The organism is Pumilibacter muris (assembly GCF_943193045.1).
GTDB lineage: Bacteria > Bacillota > Clostridia > Christensenellales > Pumilibacteraceae > Pumilibacter > Pumilibacter muris.
Genome location: NZ_CALPCN010000005.1, coordinates 154,922 through 174,820, shown reverse-complemented (window position 1 = coordinate 174,820; position 19,899 = coordinate 154,922). Strand labels below are relative to the sequence as shown.

The window sequence follows — 19,899 nt, the reverse complement described above, 5'->3', positions numbered from 1 at the left end:
ATATGTTTGAATTAAACAATTTCGATTCGATGCAAATAGCTATCGCCGGACCCGAGAAAATTCGAGAATGGAGTCATGGCGAGGTTACAAAACCCGAAACAATTAACTACCGCACGCAAAAACCCGAAAAAGACGGACTTTTCTGCGAGCGCATATTCGGACCCACCAAAGACTGGGAGTGCCATTGCGGCAAATATAAGCGCGTTCGCTACAAGGGCGTTATATGCGACAAGTGCGGCGTTGAAGTAACGCGCAGCAAGGTGCGCCGCGAGCGCATGGGGCACATAGAACTTGCCGCTCCCGTGACGCACATTTGGTATTTCAGAGGAGTTCCCAGCCGCATAGGATTATTGCTCGACATGACGCCCAAAGCTCTCGAACAGGTTGTGTATTTCGTGCACTTCGTTGTGCTCGACCCGGGCGAGACCGACCTCGAATACAAGCAAGTTCTTTCCGACGCGAAGCTTGCCGAAGCGAGAGAAAAATGGGGCGAAAACGCATTTCGCGTAGGCATGGGCGCGGAAGCTATCAAAGAGCTTTTAAGCACCATAGACCTTAAAGCGGAATACGAAAAGTTAAAAGAAATTGTGGCGAAATCCACAGGTCCCAAAAAAGTTAAGGCAATAAAACGCCTCGATATTCTCGATTCGTTCGTGCGTAGCGGCAACAGCCCCACTTGGATGGTTATGGACGTGTTGCCCGTGCTTCCGCCCGAGCTTCGCCCTATGGTTCAGCTCGACGGCGGCAGATTTGCCACAAGCGACTTAAACGATTTATACAGAAGAGTTATAAACCGCAACAACCGTCTTAAAAAGCTTATGGAGCTTTCCGCTCCCGACATTATAATAAGAAATGAAAAGCGTATGCTTCAAGAAGCCGTCGACGCGCTTATAGACAACGGAAGACGCGGCAAGGCGATTTCGGGCGCGGGCAACCGCGAACTCAAAAGCCTTTCGGGACTTTTGCGCGGCAAGCAAGGACGTTTCCGCCAAAACCTTCTCGGAAAGCGCGTAGACTATTCGGGTCGAAGCGTTATAGTTGTTGGTCCCGAACTCAAAATGTATCAATGCGGACTTCCCAAAGAAATGGCGCTCGAACTGTTTAAGCCGTTTGTTATGCGCGAGCTCGTTCAGCAGGGAAGAACGCATAACATAAAGAGCGCCAAACGCATAGTAGACCGCGCTGGCAGCGAAGTTTGGGGAGTGCTCGAAAACGTTATTAAAGAGCACCCCGTTCTCCTTAACCGCGCTCCTACTCTTCACCGTTTGGGTATTCAGGCGTTCGAACCCGTGCTCGTAGAGGGCAGAGCTATAAAACTTCATCCGCTTGCGTGCGGCGCGTTTAACGCCGACTTCGACGGCGACCAAATGGCTGTGCACGTTCCGCTTTCGGTAGAGGCGCAGGTTGAAGCCCGCTTCTTGATGCTTGCGAGCAACAACATCTTAAAGCTCAGCGACGGTCGTCCCGTTTGCTCGCCCACGCAAGATATGGTTATAGGTTGCTACTACCTTACCATAGATAAACCCGGCGCGAAAGGCGAAGGCAAAATTTTCTGCGACGTAGACGAAGCGAAAATGGCTTACGCCAATAAAGAAATCGAATTGCAAAGCAAGATTTGGGTGCGCGTATACAAAGAAATCAACGGCGTAATGGAACACGAGAGAATCGAGACCACCGTAGGCCGCATAATCTTTAACGAAGCTATTCCGCAAGACTTGGGTCTCACCGTGCGCGACCCCAACGACCGCAAGAGTCTGTTCGCGCTCGAAGTTAACTACAAGGTGGGCAAAAGCCAACTTCAAAAAATTGTTGACGCCACGTTCAAATTAAAGGGTGCTACCGAAACGGTTAAAGTGCTCGATAACGTTAAGGCTCTCGGTTTTAAATATTCAACGATAGGCTCTATTACCACTTCGGTATTCGACATGAATATTCCCGAAGAGAAGAAAGCGATTCTCGATAAAGCGGAAGAAAACGTAATCAGAATCGAAACGCTTTACAAAATGGGGCACATGACGCAGCGCGAAAAATACGAGCGCGTTGTAAGCGAATGGAGCAAAGCGAACGACGACGTTACCGACGCTCTCAAAAAGACGCTTTCGGAATTTAACCCCATAAACATGATGGCTGTGTCGGGCGCGCGCGGTAGCATGAAACAGATTGCTCAGCTTTCGGGCATGCGCGGACTAATGACCAACCCTCAGGGCGAAACGCTCGAAACTCCCGTTCGTTCGTCGTTCCGCGAAGGGCTTTCCGCACTCGAATACTTTATATCGTCGCACGGCGGCAGAAAAGGTTTGGCGGATACCGCTCTTAAAACTGCCGACTCGGGTTATCTTACCCGCCGACTTGTTGACGTTGCGCAAGACGTGATTGTGCGCGAAGAAGACTGCTTCGACGGCGCCGCTCCCAAAGGAATCCGCACAACCGCGATTATGGAAGGCGACCAAGTTATCGAGAGCCTCGAAGACCGCTTAAACGGCAGATTTGCAGCCGAAGACGTTGTTAATCCCGTAACGGGCGAGGTAATCGTGGCTTGCAACGAAATGATTACCGAAGACAAGGCGAAAGAAATCGCGTCGGTGGTTGACCCCGCGACGGGCAAAAAAGCTATTACCGCAGTTAATATCCGCACGGTGCTCACCTGCAAGAGCAAGCACGGCGTTTGCGCCAAGTGCTACGGCAAAGATATGTCGGGCTCGTCCAAAGTTAAAATCGGCGAAGCTGTGGGCATTATAGCCGCTCAAAGTATAGGCGAACCCGGCACACAGCTCACCATGCGTACATTCCACACGGGCGGCGTAGCGTCGGCAGACGATATTACGCGAGGCTTGCCCCGAGTTGAAGAGCTTTTCGAAGCGCGCAATCCCAAAGGCGTTGCCGTTATCGCCGAATACGGCGGCAAGGTGCGCATAGAAGAAAAAGACGGCGTGCGTAACGTTTATATTAAAAACGACGAAGGAAAGGAAGACCGCTACATGATTCCTTTCACCGCCAAACTTAAACCGAATATCAAAGACGACGCCGTAGTTGCGGCGGGCGACCCCTTAACCGAAGGTCCCATTTACCCGCAAGATATTTTGCGCACAAAGGGCAGACGCGAGGTTCAGGAATATATCCTTAAAGAGGTTCAATCGGTTTACCGCAGTCAGGGCGTGCAAATAAACGATAAGCACATAGAAGTTATCGTGCGTCAGATGCTTAAAAAAGTTAAGGTTGAGGACGGCGGCGACGCCGACTTGTTGCCCGGCGAACTTATAGACCTTTCGGTGTTCGAAGAAGCGAACGCGAAAGCGCTTGAAAACTACGGGCGTCCCGGCGCGGCGAAATACACGTTGCTCGGAATTACCAAAGCGGCGCTTGCAACCGACAGCTTCCTTTCGGCGGCGTCGTTCCAAGAGACTGCGCGCGTTCTTACCGAAGCGGCAATAAAGAACAAAATCGACCCGCTTATCGGCTTGAAAGAAAACGTTATTCTCGGAAAGCTTATTCCTGCGGGCACAGGTATGCGCAAGTATAAAAACATTTACCCCGTAGAGCTTTCGGGCGGCGACAACTCCGTAACGGGCGGAAGCGAAAACTAAAAATAAACAAATATAGCAAAATAGGGTAGCCGCATTAAACGAGCGCCCTATTTTGTTCTTATCGGAAAACAAATGCTTGAAAACGCAAAACAACTTATAGAACGGTATGCGCTAAATAAGCGCGTGGCGGCGGCGGTGTCGGGCGGCGAAGACTCTATGGCTCTACTCGCTTTATTGCTGCGCTACCGCGACGAAAAAAAGCTCGATTTGCTCGTTGCTAACGTTGAGCACGGCATACGCCCGTGCTCGGCGCAAGACAGCGAATTTGTGCGCGGTTTTTGCGCGAGACACGGAGTGGAGTTTGTTTGCAAAACTGCGGACATTCCCGCAATGAGCGCAAGAACGGGGCGGGGCGAGGAATGCGAGGCGCATTTTTTCCGACGCGATTTTTTTTCGGAACTTATCGAAAGCGGAAAGGCTGATATGGTGGCAACGGCGCACCACACGCGCGACAACGCCGAAACGGTGCTGCTCCACTTGTTTCGCGGGTGCGGCTTAAAAGGTCTTTCGGGCATGAGCGTGTTCGGCGGCGGAATTTTCCGTCCGTTTTTAACTACCGAAAAAGAAGAAATTTGCGAGTTTATTAAGCAAAACGCAATTCCGTTCGTTACCGACGAAACCAACGCAATCACCGATTATGCCCGCAACTATATCCGTCACGAAATTTTGCCGCGCATACGCGAGCGTTTTCCGAGCGCCGAAAAAGCGATTTGCAGAACTGCGGAATTTGCGCGCGAAGCCGACGAACTTATTGCGGGGCAACTTAAAGAAGAAGCTTTTTCGGAGCGCGACGGCGCCGTGCTTTTAAAAAACGAATTTGTATCGCCGCATTATATATTCGAGGCATTGCGCCGTTTGGGAGTGGTTTCCGATGTATATTGCGCGACTGTTGATTCGGTTATGCGGCTTAAAAACCGTAAGTCGGGAGCGCGCGCATACTTAGGCAACGGCGTTATTGCTTGCAATGAATACGACGCAATCGCGTTTTACCGCGCCGCAGAGAAAGATGCGGAAAAAAGTTGGGAAGTGCCGTTCGAGCTTTCCGCTTCGCTGAACTGCGAGTTTATTACGCCCGCAAAAAAAGTAAAAGTGGAAAGAGCGAAAAAGCCGTATTTTCCCAATGAAAAGGGAAGTCTTGCGTTTGATGCAAATAAAATTCCGCGCGGTTGCGTTTTGCGTTCGCGCCGAGAGGGCGACAGATTTACGCCTTATAGCGGCGGAAGCAAAAAGCTTAAAGAATATCTTATAGACAAAAAGCTTCCCGCGCGGCTGCGCGACGCGCTTATTTTGCTTGCGTGCGGCGGCGAGGTGCTCGCCGTTTTGGGAATGGAGATAAGCGATAAAATAAAGCTCACGGAGCGAAGCGAAAACGTTGCGCGTATCAGTGCGGAAATCGGCGAGGATTGCGAATGAGAAGAATTGACGACTTGCAAACGCACGGGCTGAAATTCGTGCAGGATACCGAGCTTTTTCTGTTCGGCACCGACGCGGTGGAACTCGCCAACTTTGCCGCGCCGAGCAAGGGCGCGCGAGTGTGCGACTTGGGCGCGGGCACGGGAATAATATCCGTTTTGCTTGCGGGCAAATTCGGTTGCTCTGTTACCGCAGTTGAAATACAGGAGAAGTGTTGCGAGCTTATAGAGGAAAACGCGCGGCTAAATTCGCTTGATATAACGGTTGCGCACATGCCCATGCAACGTTTTTGCGGTAATTTCGACGTTGTTGTGTGCAATCCGCCGTATATGAAAGCGGGAAGCGGCGCGCCTCGCGGCTCCGAAAGCGAAAGAATCGCGTGTTTCGAAGAAAAGGTGACATTTAAAGAGGTTGCGGAAACGGCGTCGAGGCTACTTTCAACAGGCGGCAAGTTTTATATGGTGCACCACATAACGCGTCTTGCCGAAGTAATATGCACGCTTAAATCGCACAGATTAGAACCCAAAAGATTGCAAATACTTCGTCCGTCGCAAAACAAGCCGCCACATATTTTTATGGTGGAATGTATGCGCGACGGAAAAGAGGGCATAGCCGTGCTTTCGGAAAGAGAGCCGAAAACGTATTTTTAGTTTGCGATGTTCCGTGTCACTGCGAGCGTAGCGCGGCAGTCCCAAGCATGGAACGAATCGCCCGAGATTGCCGCGTTTGTTTCACTCGCTCGCAATGACACGGTGCATGTGACAAGTGTGTTCGGTAACTTGTTGCGGGGATTGCCGCGCTCGTTGTACTCGCTCGCAATGACACGGTGCATGTGGCGCTCGGTAACCGCAACGGAATTATGTCATTGCGAGGAGCCGAAAGCGACGAAGCAATCCCGTGCATGGAGCGAATACCGTTTGAGTTATCCGTATATAAAAAGAGGTTTATAAATGCTGTATCTTGTGTGCACCCCGATTGGTAATTTAAAAGACGTAACGTTGCGCGCTTTGGAGGTTCTGAAAAGCGTGTCGCTTATTCTTGCGGAGGATACCCGCCATTCGGCAATACTTTGCGCCGAATACGGAATAACCGCCCCTATGGAAAGCTACCAAAAATTCAATGAAAAAAGCAAATGCGCCGAAATTGTGCGCCGCCTTTCTTGCGGCGAAGAAATCGCTCTCGTAACCGACGCGGGCACGCCGTGCATATCCGACCCGGGAAACGTGCTCGTTAAAAGCGTAATAGAAAACGGACTTCCGTATACGTTGGTAGGAAGCGGTTGCGCGTTTGTGTCGGCGGCGGTGCTCAGCGGTTTTGATTTGCGCAGCCTTGCGTTCGGCGGTTTTTTGCCCGAAAAAAATTCCGCTCGCGCAAAATACCTCGAAACGTTCAAGAATTTTTCGGGTTGCCTGACGTTTTATGTTTCGCCTCATTCGTTCAGAAAAGATTTGGAAAGTTTTTATTCGGCGTTCGGAACACGAAAAGCGGCACTTGTTCGTGAAATAAGCAAAAAGTTCGAAGAGTGCGTGCGTTTTACTTTGGGCGACGTTCCCGAGTTTACCGAAAAAGGGGAATACGTTCTCGTGTTGGAGGGCAAAGAAACGGAGTGCGAGCTAAACGCGCTTTCGGTGCGCGAACACGTTCAATATTATATAGCTCGCGGTTTAGATAAAAAGGAAGCCGTAAAAAAGGCGGCTTCCGACAGGGGAGTCGCCAAAAGCGACGTATACAAAGAAACGTTTGATTTATAAGCAGAAATAAAAAGTTGAAACTTTATGTAGAGCGCAATTTGTGCTCTATTTTTATTGTTCGCAAAAAAATCAATAACTTGCGTTCAAACGATTGACGGGGGGGGGTAACATGATAAAATATAATCGTTTAATTGCTTTGCCTATTGACAAATGCGTGAAAGTGCGGTAAAATATTTTTGTGTGTAAAATAGCGGGACAAACGCGCGCTTGCGGTTGTTTTAGTTGTGTTGCAAATAAAAAGTTTCCCGTAGAATATTTTTTGAATTTAGCTAAACGTCGCTTTTTGGAGGAATAATGGCGCTTTTAGAATTGAAAGACATAGGCAAGATTTATGTTTCCGAAGGTAACGTTGCGGTAGGCATAAGGGGAGTTAATCTGTCGTTCGAAAAGGGAGAGTTCGTTGCCGTAACGGGCAAATCCGGTTCGGGCAAATCCACCCTTTTAAACGTGATTAGCGGAATGGATTCCTACGAAGAGGGCGAAATGCTTATTTGCGGGCAACCTACGTCGCACTATCTGCAACCCGAATGGGAACAATACCGCCAAGAATACATATCGTTCATTTTTCAGGACTACAACATTATCGAGAGTTTCACCGTATTGCAAAACGTCGAACTTGCACTACTGCACATAGAAGACAAGCGCGAGCGGAGAAAACGCGCTCTCGAATTATTGAACCGCGTCGGGCTGGGCGACAGAATAAAACAAAAGGGGAGCAAACTTTCGGGCGGACAAAAGCAACGCACCGTTATTGCCCGCGCGCTCGCCAAAGACAGCCCCATAATTCTTGCCGACGAACCTACGGGCAACCTCGATTCCAAAACGAGCGAAGAGATAATAGAACTGTTGCGCGAGGTATCGAAAGACAAACTTTTAATAGTGGTTACTCACAACTTCGAACAGGTTGAGCATTTTGCAACCCGTCACGTTCGTATATACGACGGCGCCGTCGAATCCGACCATCGTATTGCCACCACAGCGAGCGCGCAAACCGAAAATGCGGACGCGAACACCGAAAGCGGAGAGAGCGCCGAACAGTCCGAAAGCGGGCAAATTTCCGAACGGGCGAAAAAGCGAAAAGCAAGAATCGCCGCGTTTAAAAAAGGGTTTTCGCTCGGCGGCACGCTTTTTGCGGCAAAGCCGAAGCTGTCGGTTTTTATATGCGTGCTTTTAATAATCGGCACTGTGGCGATTTTTGCGGTAACTTCCGTCTGCGGCGACAGCATAAACTTATTCGAAAAGAATTACATGTTCGAGCATATAGAGGGTAGAGTCGTTATTGCAAGCAATTCGGGCAAAGTCTTCTCGGAAGACGACGTTAAAACGATTTCGGAGGATTACGGCGCAAACAGTTACCTTATGTACGACCTTTTGCTTGACTACGGCATGTCGAACTACGTTTACGTTTCAGAAGCGGAAAACGGATTGCCGTTTAAGTTTAGCTATGGCGAGCATTTAGGCAAAAATATCGTCGGGCGGGAACCCGAAGCGAATAACGAAGTTTTGCTTTATTTGCCTATATCGTGGCAACCCTATTTCGGCAAAAAGGAAGTTAAGATTAAAAGCATACAGTTGCAAGATATTACGCTGTCGGTTTGCGGCGTAAAATATTTTTACGACAATACGAAAGACGCGAAAATGATTTTCACGAAAGACGGTTTTCGCGCCGTAACGTGTTTATATTACTTGTCGCAACGTTTGAGCCCTAACATTTCGGTAAGCGTAATTCTGCCCGACGGCAGTCAATTTTCCACAAGTACCGGAACCGTTATTCCGTCGTTCGATTTGAAAGACGGAGAGCTTTACATAAAAGACGACATGTTGGAGTCTATAATTAAAAGATACGACAACGATATTTCGATACATGCAAATTTAATGGTATACTATAAAAATTACGACTACGGAACGCAGCAAAGCACGGAAAAATTATATTCCAAAATATTTTTGAACGACGAAATAACTTTCGAGCCTCCGCAAGAAGCCGACAACGTGTTCGGTTCGGCTGCGTTTGTGTCGGTTTCCACGTTTTACGAAATAGCGGAAGAGATTTTGGCGAAATCGTATAGGCAAGCGTCGCTCTTCTATTCTTCGGACAAAGCGGCTCATGCCGCTGCCGCCAAACTGCAAAGCGCGGGCTACATAGCCGTGCCGTCCGACACAACTTTCGAGCCGGACGCGTACGAAAAAATTCTGAGTACAGTTCTGAACGTTGTTATGCTGCTTATTTGGCTTATAGCTATTGTTTTTTTGGCGTTCGTGGTGAACTTGTGCACAAGTCGCTCTATGGCGGCGTTTAAAAGCGATATGGGAATTATGCGCTCTATGGGCATACCCGCCGCAGTTGTGCGAATAGGAATATACGCGCGAATGTTTCTGTCGCTTTTGCCCGCTTATGCGTTTTTGCTCGCGGCGGCTTTAACGGTGTTTTTAACGCCGCTGTTAAACGGATTTTTCACATTTTTGCACGCATGGCAATATGCGCTTATAATAGTGGGAATGCTTCTGCTCACGTTGAGAGTAACCCGTAAGCAGATAGGAAAACTCTTCCGCGAGAATGTTAAAAAATCGATTAAAGGAGGTTCGGCGGAATGATAGGCATAAAATCGTTGCACAAATTCTTCAACAAGGGCAAGCAGAACGAAATTCACGTTATAAACGACGTAAGCCTCGAACTCCCCGAGCGCGGAATGGTGGCTGTGTTCGGCAAGAGCGGTTGCGGCAAAACAACTCTTTTAAACGTTATAGGCGGGCTTGACGGCTTCTCGTCGGGCGAGCTTACGGTGGAGGGAAGCAGTATCCGCAAAAATACCGACGACATCCGCAATCGGTATATGGGTTACATTTTCCAAAATTACAACTTAAACAAAGAGGAAAATTGTTTCGATAACGTTGCCGACGCGCTCAGGCTGTGCGGAATGTCCGACAAAGCCGAAATCGAAAAAAGAGTTGTGGCGGCGCTCAAAAACGTGGGAATGGAAAAATACCGTTTACGCACGCCCGACACTCTTTCGGGCGGTCAGCAGCAAAGAATAGCCATTGCCCGAGCCATAGTTAAAAATCCGAAAATAATTCTTGCCGACGAGCCTACGGGCAACCTCGACGAAGCTAACACAGTGGTTATAATGGAACTTTTGCGACAAATAGCGAAAGAGCATTTGGTGTTGTTGGTTACGCACGAGGCTAATCTTGTGGATTACTATTGCGACACCGTTATAGAACTCAGCGACGGAAAAGTCGCCGACGTGCGCCGCAACGACGCAATAGGCGGGTATTCTGCGCGCGATAAAAACGATATATTTCTCGGCGAACTCGATAAGTGCGAAATAACGGGCGCGAACGCCGAAATAGAATATTACGGCGACGCTCCGCAGTCGCCGCTTAAACTTAAAATAGTGAACAGCGGCGGTAAAATGTATATTCAAATAAACACGCCCAAAGTTCAGGTGCTCGATTCCGCAAGCGAGGTTAAACTCCGCGAAGGAGTTTTTAAGCACGGCGAGCAAAAGAGCAGAGGCTCCGAAAATATAGACATGAGCGCTTTGCCGCCTGTGGAAAGCGCGCGTTGCGGAAAATTGTTTTCGTTAGGTTCGTCTATAAAGTCGGGGTATAAGGCGAACTTTAAAAAGGGCAAGCGCGGCAGAAAGTTTTTCAGAATTTGCATGGGGCTTTTCGCCGCAATATTCGTGCTTGTGAGCGCGTTTTTCGGCACCGCAATAAACGACCTTATAAAGGCGGATAAGGCGTACAGTCACAACACGTTTTATATGTATACCGACAGCGGCGAAACTTCGGAAAAGCTTTTAAAATCCGTAGGAAGCGCCGATACGGGGATAGACTATATAAAACTCGGCGACAGTTTTATGCCTTACAACGAGTTTACCCTGAGGTTTTACACGCAGTTTTTCGAGACTTTCGATTCTTACGGCAGTTCCGACAGCTTTACAACAAACGCCGTTATTATGGGCGAATCGATGTGCAGGAGTTTGCCGCTTGTGCTCGGCAAAAAAGAGGGGTTAAATTCGGACGAAATTGTGCTCACAACCGCCGCCGCAGATAACGTTTTAGAAAAGTCTACTGTGGGGTTCATTGCCGAATATAAAGATTTGCTCGGGCTCGCCACCGCTTCGCTCTCGTTGAAAGGCAAAAACCCGCGAATAGTGGGAATAGTAAAATCCGACGAGGCGGTTGTTTTCGCGTCGGAGTTTGCTCTTGCGGCAAAAACTTTTTCGGATATAGAAACTTATGTTTTGCGCGCGTCCGAATGGGGAATAGAGCTTGAAAGCGGCGAAGCGTTGCAGTGCAACATAACTAAATCTTACGAAAACAATTCTTTTCGCGTCGGCGACGAAATCAAAATTCACGGTAAAACTTTTAATCTTACTCAAATTCAACGGCTCGACGAAAAATACGACGCTTGGTTGGAGTTTAACGGGCATAAGCGAATGATAGAGTATGATTTTTTCGAAAGCTTTGTTAGCGAAGATTTGACCTACGACCAAGCTTATGAGCTGTATGTATTCGATTATTACGACTACTATTTTGAATATTTAGACGAATTTATGCAAGGCGAGTATAAATTCGAAAACGATTATATGTCTTGGTTGTATATTGAAAAAGGCGTGCTTGAAGCTAAGCTGACCAAAGCTCAGAGTGCGGGGCCGTTATATTTCGGAAGCGACGCCGACATGTATTATTATGCAATCAAAGAAAAAGCCCGAACGGGAAAATATCCGACACATAGCGAGGCATATGCTAAGTGGATTTCTCCGAGCGGCGGGGTAGACGGAGCGTTGCGCGAAGAGTATGTCAGAAAAACCGAAGAGTTCGGCAAAGAGTTCGACGCTTTGAATAAAACAAAGCCGTTCGGCTATCTTGTGAACGATGCCGACTATATAGAGCTTAGCAAGCGCATAGGTGAAACTCACGAAACCGCAGGGAGTCACGGGTTTTATTCTCCCGATTCCGCCGATAAAGGCTATTATTATAAAAACGGATACTATACCGTTGTGCATTCGTCGAACCCCGAAAAAACGAAAGCGTATTTAAATAGAGAGTTTTCGAATATTTCTACGCCGGACGATTTCCGTCCCGCGCTCGTCACGCCCGAAGATATTTATGAAAACATAATAAAAGACAGCCGTTTCGATATTATAGGAAACCTAATATCGCTTGTAGTTACGCTTGTTCTTATGAGCCTTTGCATGTACTTTATGATGCGTTCGTCGTTTATGATTCGCGTTAAAGAAGTGGGAATATATAGGGCTATCGGCGCTTCGAAAAAGAACCTTGTGTTCAAATTCTTTATAGAGGCGCTCGTGCTCACAATGCTCACGGTGTTTATAGGCTATTTGCTCATGAGCTTATTTATGGCGTGTCTCGGCACGTCGGCGATTATGGCAACGGTTTTATACTATCCGTTTTGGCTTGCGCTTTGCGTGCTTGTTTTGTTGCTCGGAGTAAGTTTATTCTTCGGAATTATTCCCGTATTGTCTTTGCTCAGAAAATCGCCGAGCGCGATTCTTGCCAAATACGATATATAGGGGATTGCAGGTATAAAATTCGGCTATGAGTCGATACTCCTTCCGTATTGTGAATACGGGAGGAGTTTTTTTGTGATAACTTATTATATCGGAAATATCCGAGAAAAAAGAAAGCTGTTTCGCTCGCCTCACGAGGGAGCGGCGGTTGCCGATAATTGCGACGTTCTCGCCGATTTCAGCTTAAACGGTAAAATTTGCATGGTGCTCGGCGATATTCCGTATGCCGATATGCGGGTGGGGGAATACCTTTCGTATACTCGGGCGCTCAAAGCTCAGGCTCCGCTGTCGGCAGAAAGCGCGGGAAAGCTGTTGCGCAGAGTTGGCGTTAAAGTGTCGCTCGATAAAAAAATGGGCTCGCTGTCGCGCTTTTATTTTCGCGGAGTTTTGCTTGCCGCCGCGCTTAACGACGACACGACGGAGGCGTGGCTCAACCTCGACGGAATCGCGTATTCTACCGCCGCAAAAATGGGAATGCTTGCCATGCTTCGCCGCGCGACGCGCAATTTCGAAAACGTTCACGTTTCGGTTTCGGACTACCGTTTTATTCCGCGCTCGGCTAATTCGCTTGCCGTAACTACTCGCGGAACGGTGCCGGGAAAGCCGAAATCTGTGTCGCGCCGATATGTTAGGCTTCGTTTTTGCAAAAAGAAACGGCGCGAAAGCCTTGTGCTTTCCGCGCTCAGCGGCAGAAAAACAGTGCTGTGCGACGGCTGAGTTTTAACGATTGAGCTCCGAATACTCAAACATATAAAAAGCAATAAAAAGCGCCGCGTTTTTTCATTGCGGCGGCGGAGCGTCAAAAATTTTAGTCTAAGTATTTTGCAATTAAAAGAACGTAAACGCAATCCGCTCTTTGCATACAATGGTATTGATGAACATTTTTGCAATGAGTATTATACTTTCGCTAAGCGTGAGTGCCGACGCTCTTGCGTGCGGATATTCTGCGGGTGCGTCTAAATTAAAAGTGCCGCTTTCGGGCGCCGTCGCTGCCGCAACGGTTTCGGCGGCTTTTATCGCCGTAGGAATGACGGCGGGCAATTTGAGCGCCCCGTTTATTCCCGAAGCCGTAGGAAAATACATTTCGTTTACGCTTCTCGCCGTGTTCGGGCTGTTGAAACTTGCCGACACGGGCGGCGATTCGCTGCGAGCCGACTGCAATCAAGACAAACGACTTTCAGTGCCGGAAGGAGCGGCGCTCGGTTCTGCGTTGTCGGTAGACGGTTTGGCGGCGGGGTTCGCAAATATGGCGACAGCGGCGGCAATAGTGTGCACCACAGCGTGCACTTTTGTTTTTACGGCGACTGCTTTGTTTTTCGGGGCGAAAGGCGGCAGAGGGGTGAAAAGCGGAAGAACGGGCAACATAGTTGCCGGGCTTGCGCTCGTAATTCTCGCCGTCGAAAAAATACTGTGACACACGGGCTTTGCATGAGCGCGCTTGAAACGGCAGTTGGTTGAAATTCCTTTACAAATTTTTTCTGCGGTAGTATAATAATATGCGGAAAAAATATTTAGTTAAAGGGAGATAAAAACAATGTCTGAAATTATGGATTCCATTCGGGCGCGCGCGGCAAAGCTTAACCGCCACATAGTGCTTCCCGAAGGAACCGACGAGCGCACCGTTCGTGCCGCCGCGCTCATTACCGAAAGAAAAATGGCTCGCATTACCGTGCTCGGCGACGAGGCTGAAATGAAAAAGCTTTGTCCCGACGTTAAATTCGGCGGCTTTAATATTATAAATCCCGCAAAGTCGGACAAGCTCGAGTCTTATGCGAACCTTCTTTACGAGCTTAGAAAGGCTAAGGGCATGACGCGCGAAGATGCTTTGAAAATTGCCGCCGACCCGCTCTATTACGGCACGCTTATGCTCAAAGCCGACGACGCCGACGGCATGGTGGCGGGCGCCGTTAATTCTACTGGCGCGGTGCTCCGCCCCGCGTTGCAGATTATAAAAACCGCTCCCGGCATAGGCAGCGCTTCGAGTTCGTTTATTATAGCGCTTCCCAAAGAAAATCCCGCCTCTAAGCTTTACGGCGAAAACGGCGTTTTGGTTTACGGCGATTGCGGCGTTATTCCCAACCCCACAGAAGAACAACTTGTGGATATTGCGTACAGCACCGCGAAAACCGCGCGCGACGTTTGCGGCTTTAACGAACCGCGCGTGGCGCTTCTCAGCTTTTCCACTAAGGGAAGCGCGAAAGACCCGCTTGTTGATAAAGTTACGGGCGCGCTTGCCAAAATCAAAGAAAAATATCCCGATATGCTCGTTGACGGCGAGCTGCAAGGCGACGCCGCTCTTGTGCCTCGCGTCGCGGAGAAAAAGGTTAAGGGCAACAGTCCCGTTGCGGGCAAAGCCAACGTGCTCATATTCCCCGACCTCAACGCGGGAAATATCGCGTACAAACTCAGTCAATATTTGGGCGGAGCGGAAGCTATCGGTCCGCTTATTCAGGGGCTTGCAAAACCCGTAAACGACCTTAGCAGAGGTTGTTCGGTGGAAGATATTGTTTCGGTTGTAGCCGTTGTGGTTTTGAACACGCTTAAATAATTTTTATAACCGCTTTAAAATGTAAATAAAAAAAGACAGAGGAGTCGGAAAATATGAAGATACTTGTTATAAACGCGGGCAGCAGCTCGCTTAAATATCAGCTTATAGACATGCAAACCGAAACGGTTTCGGCAAAAGGCGTATGCGAACGCATAGGCATAGACGGAAGCATGCTAACCCACAAGGCTAACGGCAAAGAAACGGTTGTAAAGTCGCCTATGCCCGACCACAACGAGGCAATCCGCCTTGTGCTCGAAGCGCTCGTAAGCCCCGAGCACGGCGTTGTTAAAAGCATGAGCGAGATAGGCGCTGTGGGGCACAGAATGGTTCATTCCGCCGAAGACTTTACGGAATCGGTGCTCGTGACCGACGAAGTTATGGATATTTGCCGCCGCAACGGGGAACTTGCGCCGCTTCATCAACCCGCCAACCTCATAGGTGTTGAGGCGTGCAAAAAGGCTATGCCGAACGTGCCTATGGCTCTTGTGTTCGACACGGCGTTCCACCACACAATGCCGAAAAAGGCGTATATGTACGGGCTTCCTTACGAATATTACACCGACTATAAAGTGCGCCGCTACGGTTTTCACGGCACGAGCCACAAATTCGTGTCGGCGGAAGCGGCAAAGTTTCTCGGCAAAGACGTTAAAGATATAAAGGTTGTTACTTGCCATTTGGGCAACGGTTCTTCGATTAGTGCGGTAGACGGCGGAAAATGCGTGGACACGAGCATGGGCTTTACGCCGCTCGAAGGCGTTCCTATGGGCACCCGTTGCGGCGATATAGACCCGTCGGTTGTGGAATACCTTATGGGTAAGACGGGCATGAGTGTGCACGAAGTTTTAAACGTGTGCAACAAAAAGTCGGGTATGGCGGGGCTTAGCGGTGTTTCCAGCGATTTCCGCGACCTTACTGCGGCGGCGGAAAAAGGCAACGAGCGGGCGATTTTGGCTCTCGACGTTTTCGGCTACACCGTTAAGCGTTATGTGGGGGCGTATATTGCGGCAATGAACGGAATAGACGCGCTTGTGTTCACCGCAGGCGTAGGAGAACATACTCCCGAAGTTCGGTCGCGCGTGGCGGGAAACATGGAGTTTTTCGGCATTAAACTCGACGAAAAGAAAAATTACAGCGGCGAAAGGGGAATATCGCGCGATATATCCGCGCCCGATTCTCGCGTGCGCGTGCTCATAATTCCCACCAACGAAGAGCTTGTTATTGCAAGAGAAACGAAAGAGCTTGTCGAAAATTGCGACGGCAAAAAAACGGATTACATTTATTGCAAAAAATAAATTTCGAATAAGAAAAATGTCTTGCATGAGCGGACATTTTTTCTTATTGTCGATAGGTTCGGAGTGCGTGGGATATGGAAAGAAAGACTTTGTTGTTTTTTGGATTGCTTCCCATCGGGCTATTTGTGCTTTGTATGGTAATCGGTTCGGTTATGGATATTTACGCCATGCGAATAGCCGCAGTGGCGATTTTATTCGGCGGCGAATTTTTGGTTGCGGTCGGTTCGGTAGTTTATATGTTCGTAGGCACGAAAACGGGAAAAAGCTATTCAACCGACGAAAATTCCGATAAGTCGAACGGCTCCGATGAAGTTTCCGATGAAGAAGAGTTTGATAGCTCGAACGACGAAACCGGCGATGACGAAGAAGAACCCGACGAGGAGAACGGAGCATCCGAAAACGGGAAAACCGCCGAAAAGCAATACGGAGTCGGCGCGCAAGAGGAGGCGGAAACGCTCGCCCGCATAAATTCGACTTACGGCGCGGAAAACCGAGCTGCAATGGCGGTGCACCAAATATCGCACGTTAAAAACGCTTACCGTTCTTCGGGTAAAAAAGAAAAAATATTCGGTTTTGTGTTTTTGGGTGTGTTGCTTGCCCTTTTTGCGGGATTTCCGCTCTTTATTATGCTTGGCTATCATGTTGCGGCATTTGTCTGCTTGGGCGGTTTTGCGGGTATAATAATTATTGCCGGAATCACGGTTGCCGTTCGTCAAAAGATTTCAATGTCCGGAAAAGGTTATAATTCGAGCATTAAAAGGAAAGGTAAAGTGTTGTCGTGCACTATGTCGAGCTCGGTCGGCTATTCGTCGTCGCGCAGAACAAGCCGCGTTACGTCGATTACCTATAAGGTGCGCTTAGACGTTGACGGAGTGGAAAAAACGGCGTACAGCAGAATTTTTTACGAAGTAGGCGAAGAATTGGACGTGCTATGCCACAATAAGTGGCCGTCGTTGGCTATGATAGTTTCCAACAGCGCCGACGTTGAAACGAAACAGGCAAGCGAGCTCGATTCGGACGGGAACGAACCCGAAGAATAATTTGGTAAGAATTTTATTGCAAACGTAAAATCGCAAAAATCCACACGAAAAAAACATTAACGTGTGGATTTTTCTTTGTTTTTACGGTTGACAAGTGTGGTTTTGTGTGGTAGAATAACTATGTAAATAGTGTAAGAAGGGGTTTAAATAAAATGAAATTCGAAATTGCCGAATGCGCCAAAACGCCGCGAATAAGCGCTCTTGTTTCCGATTTGTTCGAAAAGATGCCGCAAATCGAGCATTACCGCGCGGTGCTTTATACCGAATCTTTCCGCGCTACCGAAGGAGAGCCTATTGTTCTCCGCAAGGCGAAAGCGTTCTATAACGTTTGCAAAAACATTCCCATTGTGATTAGGCGAGGAGAACTAATAGTGGGAGCAAATTCGGTTGCTCCGCGTTCGTGCCCCACATTTCCCGAATTTTCGTTCGAGTGGCTTGAGTCCGAATTCGATACGGTTGCCACTCGCGCCGCCGACCCGTTCGAAATAAGCGAAGAGAGCAAAGCCGCGCTCCGCGAGGTTCACAAATACTGGCGAGGAAAGACCACAAGCGAACTTGCCACTTCGTATATGGCACCCGAAGCGCGAAGAGCTTTCGAACACAATATGTTTACGCCCGGCAATTATTTTTATAACGGAGTGGGGCATATTACCGTTAAATACGGTGAAGTGCTCTCTGGCGGACTTGATTCGGTGATTGCGCGAGCCGCGTCCGAACTCGGTAAGGCGAGCGTCGCCGACGCCGATTATGCCCGCCGTTCGGCGTTTTTGAAATCGGTTATCGTGGCTTGCGAGGCTGTTAAAATTTACGCCGCGCGCTACTCCGAGCTTGCCGCTTCTATGGCGAAAAAAGAGAGCGAGCCCGCGCGTCGCGCCGAACTTGCCGCCATTGCCGAAAGGTGTGCGCGTGTTCCCGCAAAATCCGCGCGCAGTTTTGCCGAAGCTTGCCAGTCGTTTTGGTTTATCCAACAGCTTTTGCAACTCGAATCGAGCGGACACAGCATAAGTCCGGGTCGGTTCGACCAATACATGTACCCCTATTACGACGCCGATATGAAGAGCGGCAAACTTACCCGCGAATTTGCGCAAGAACTTATAGACTGCATATTCGTTAAACTCAACGACTTGAACAAAGTGCGCGATGCCGCTTCCGCCGAAGGATTTGCGGGTTACAGCTTGTTCCAAAATATGATTGTGGGCGGGGTGAACGCCGACGGTATAGACGTTACGAACGACCTTTCGGTTATGTGCATAGTGGCGTCTAAACACGTCATGCTTCCGCAACCGTCGCTTTCCATAAGAGTATGGAACGGCAGCCCGCACGAACTTCTTATTAAAGCGGGCGAACTCACCCGCACCGGCGTAGGGCTTCCCGCCTACTACAACGACGAAGTTATTATTCCGTCGCTCGTAAGCAGAGGACTTACTATGGCCGACGCCCGAAACTATAATATTATAGGATGCGTCGAACCGCAATGTCCTGGCAAAACGGACGGTTGGCACGATGCCGCGTTCTTCAATATGTGCCGTCCGCTCGAACTCGTTTTCTCGCGCGGTATAGACAAGGGCGAGCAGGTGGGGCTCGATACGGGCGACGTTTCGGAGTTCGACACTTACGAAAAATTCCGCGACGCTTACGTTAAACAAATCAACTACGCGATAGAACTTTTGGTGAATGCGGATAACGCGATAGACTACGCCCACATGGAGCGCGCTCCGCTTGCCTTAGAGAGCTGTTTGGTAGACGACTGCATAGCTCGCGGCAAAAGCTTGCAAGAGGGCGGCGCGGTTTATAACTTTACGGGACCGCAGGGCTTCGGCGTGGCGAATATGGGCGACGCGTTGTATGCCGTTAAAACTTTGGTGTACGAACAAAAGAAATTTACGTTGGACGAATTGAAACGGGCGCTTTATTATAACTACGGCAATATAACCGAAGCTCGCGCCGCCGATATAACCGCCGACGTTGTGCGCGCTATGCAATCGGAGGGAAAGAAAGTGTCCGAAAAGGAAATTCCCGCCGTTCTCAAAAGCGTGCTCTCGTCGCTTACCGACGCGGAGAAAAAACGTTATGCCGAAATCAAATCGCTTATAGACGGCGTTACTCACTTCGGTAACGACGACGACGTTGCCGACGCGTTTGCGAGAGAAGCGGCGTATATGTATACCCGTCCGCTCGAAACGTACCGCAATCCGCGCGGAGGAATGTTCCAAGCGGGGCTTTATCCCGTGTCGGCAAACGTGCCGCTCGGCGCGCAAACGGGCGCGACTCCCGACGGCAGATATGCTTACGTTCCCGTTGCCGACGGCGTTAGTCCTTCGGCGGGAAGAGACACGAAAGGACCAACCGCTACGGCGAACTCGGTTAGTAAGCTCGACCATTATATTGCGAGCAACGGAACTCTGTTCAATCAAAAATTCCATCCGTCGGCGCTTGCGGGCAGGGAAGGACTTGAAAAGTTCGTCGCGCTGATTCGCACCTATTTCGACCAAAAGGGAAGTCACATGCAGTTTAACGTGGTGAGCCGCGAAACTCTTCTCGACGCGCAAAAGCATCCCGAAAACTACAAGCATCTTGTGGTTCGCGTGGCGGGTTACAGCGCGCTGTTCACAACGCTTTCCCGTTCGTTGCAGGACGATATAATCAACCGCACGGAGCAAGCTTGGGGCAATTAACGCCGCTTAAACTAAAAGGACGTAACGCGCTCCGTTGAGCGCTTCGCAACAAAAAAAGG

At 49.2% G+C, this 19,899-nt stretch carries 12 protein-coding genes; all 12 read left to right on the top strand.

The window, feature by feature from the left end:
• The first annotated feature begins 2 nt into the window (after positions 1-2).
• Positions 3-3,584, top strand: a complete 3,582-nt coding sequence (gene rpoC, locus NFR62_RS07470; protein WP_251616927.1) for a DNA-directed RNA polymerase subunit beta' — start codon at positions 3-5, stop codon at positions 3,582-3,584.
• Between the two features lie 72 nt (positions 3,585-3,656).
• A complete protein-coding gene (gene tilS / locus NFR62_RS07465) occupies positions 3,657-4,997 on the top strand; it encodes a tRNA lysidine(34) synthetase TilS (RefSeq protein ID WP_251616925.1) in 1,341 nt (446 codons plus the stop codon).
• Positions 4,994-5,647, top strand: coding sequence for a tRNA1(Val) (adenine(37)-N6)-methyltransferase (locus NFR62_RS07460; RefSeq protein WP_251616923.1), 654 nt, complete (start codon positions 4,994-4,996; stop codon positions 5,645-5,647). The genes tilS and NFR62_RS07460 overlap by 4 nt, the downstream gene beginning before the upstream one ends.
• A gap of 300 nt (positions 5,648-5,947) precedes the next feature.
• A complete protein-coding gene (rsmI, locus tag NFR62_RS07455) occupies positions 5,948-6,748 on the top strand; it encodes a 16S rRNA (cytidine(1402)-2'-O)-methyltransferase (protein ID WP_251616920.1) in 801 nt (266 codons plus the stop codon).
• A gap of 294 nt (positions 6,749-7,042) precedes the next feature.
• Positions 7,043-9,340 (top strand): ABC transporter ATP-binding protein, encoded by a 2,298-nt coding sequence (locus NFR62_RS07450; protein WP_251616917.1) that lies wholly within the window; start codon positions 7,043-7,045, stop codon positions 9,338-9,340.
• Positions 9,337-12,288, top strand: a complete 2,952-nt coding sequence (locus NFR62_RS07445; RefSeq protein ID WP_251616914.1) for an ABC transporter ATP-binding protein/permease — start codon at positions 9,337-9,339, stop codon at positions 12,286-12,288. Before NFR62_RS07450 ends, NFR62_RS07445 begins: the two co-directional genes overlap by 4 nt.
• 72 nt (positions 12,289-12,360) lie before the next feature.
• Complete coding sequence (locus NFR62_RS07440; RefSeq protein ID WP_251616908.1) at positions 12,361-13,002, top strand: hypothetical protein; 642 nt, start codon at positions 12,361-12,363, stop codon at positions 13,000-13,002.
• A 172-nt stretch (positions 13,003-13,174) separates the two neighbouring features.
• Positions 13,175-13,699: a manganese efflux pump gene (locus NFR62_RS07435; protein WP_251616906.1), complete on the top strand. Its 525-nt coding sequence runs from the start codon at positions 13,175-13,177 to the stop codon at positions 13,697-13,699.
• 120 nt (positions 13,700-13,819) lie between these two features.
• Positions 13,820-14,833, top strand: a complete 1,014-nt coding sequence (gene pta / locus NFR62_RS07430; RefSeq protein ID WP_251616904.1) for a phosphate acetyltransferase — start codon at positions 13,820-13,822, stop codon at positions 14,831-14,833.
• A 53-nt stretch (positions 14,834-14,886) separates the two neighbouring features.
• Positions 14,887-16,125: an acetate/propionate family kinase gene (locus tag NFR62_RS07425; RefSeq protein WP_251616902.1), complete on the top strand. Its 1,239-nt coding sequence runs from the start codon at positions 14,887-14,889 to the stop codon at positions 16,123-16,125.
• A gap of 74 nt (positions 16,126-16,199) precedes the next feature.
• Positions 16,200-17,165 carry a hypothetical protein gene (locus NFR62_RS07420; RefSeq protein ID WP_251616899.1) on the top strand — a complete coding sequence of 322 codons (966 nt, stop codon included), beginning with the start codon at positions 16,200-16,202 and terminating at the stop codon, positions 17,163-17,165.
• Positions 17,166-17,317: 152 nt separating this feature from the next.
• Positions 17,318-19,840, top strand: coding sequence for a glycyl radical protein (locus NFR62_RS07415; RefSeq protein ID WP_251616897.1), 2,523 nt, complete (start codon positions 17,318-17,320; stop codon positions 19,838-19,840).
• Positions 19,841-19,899: the final 59 nt, after the last annotated feature.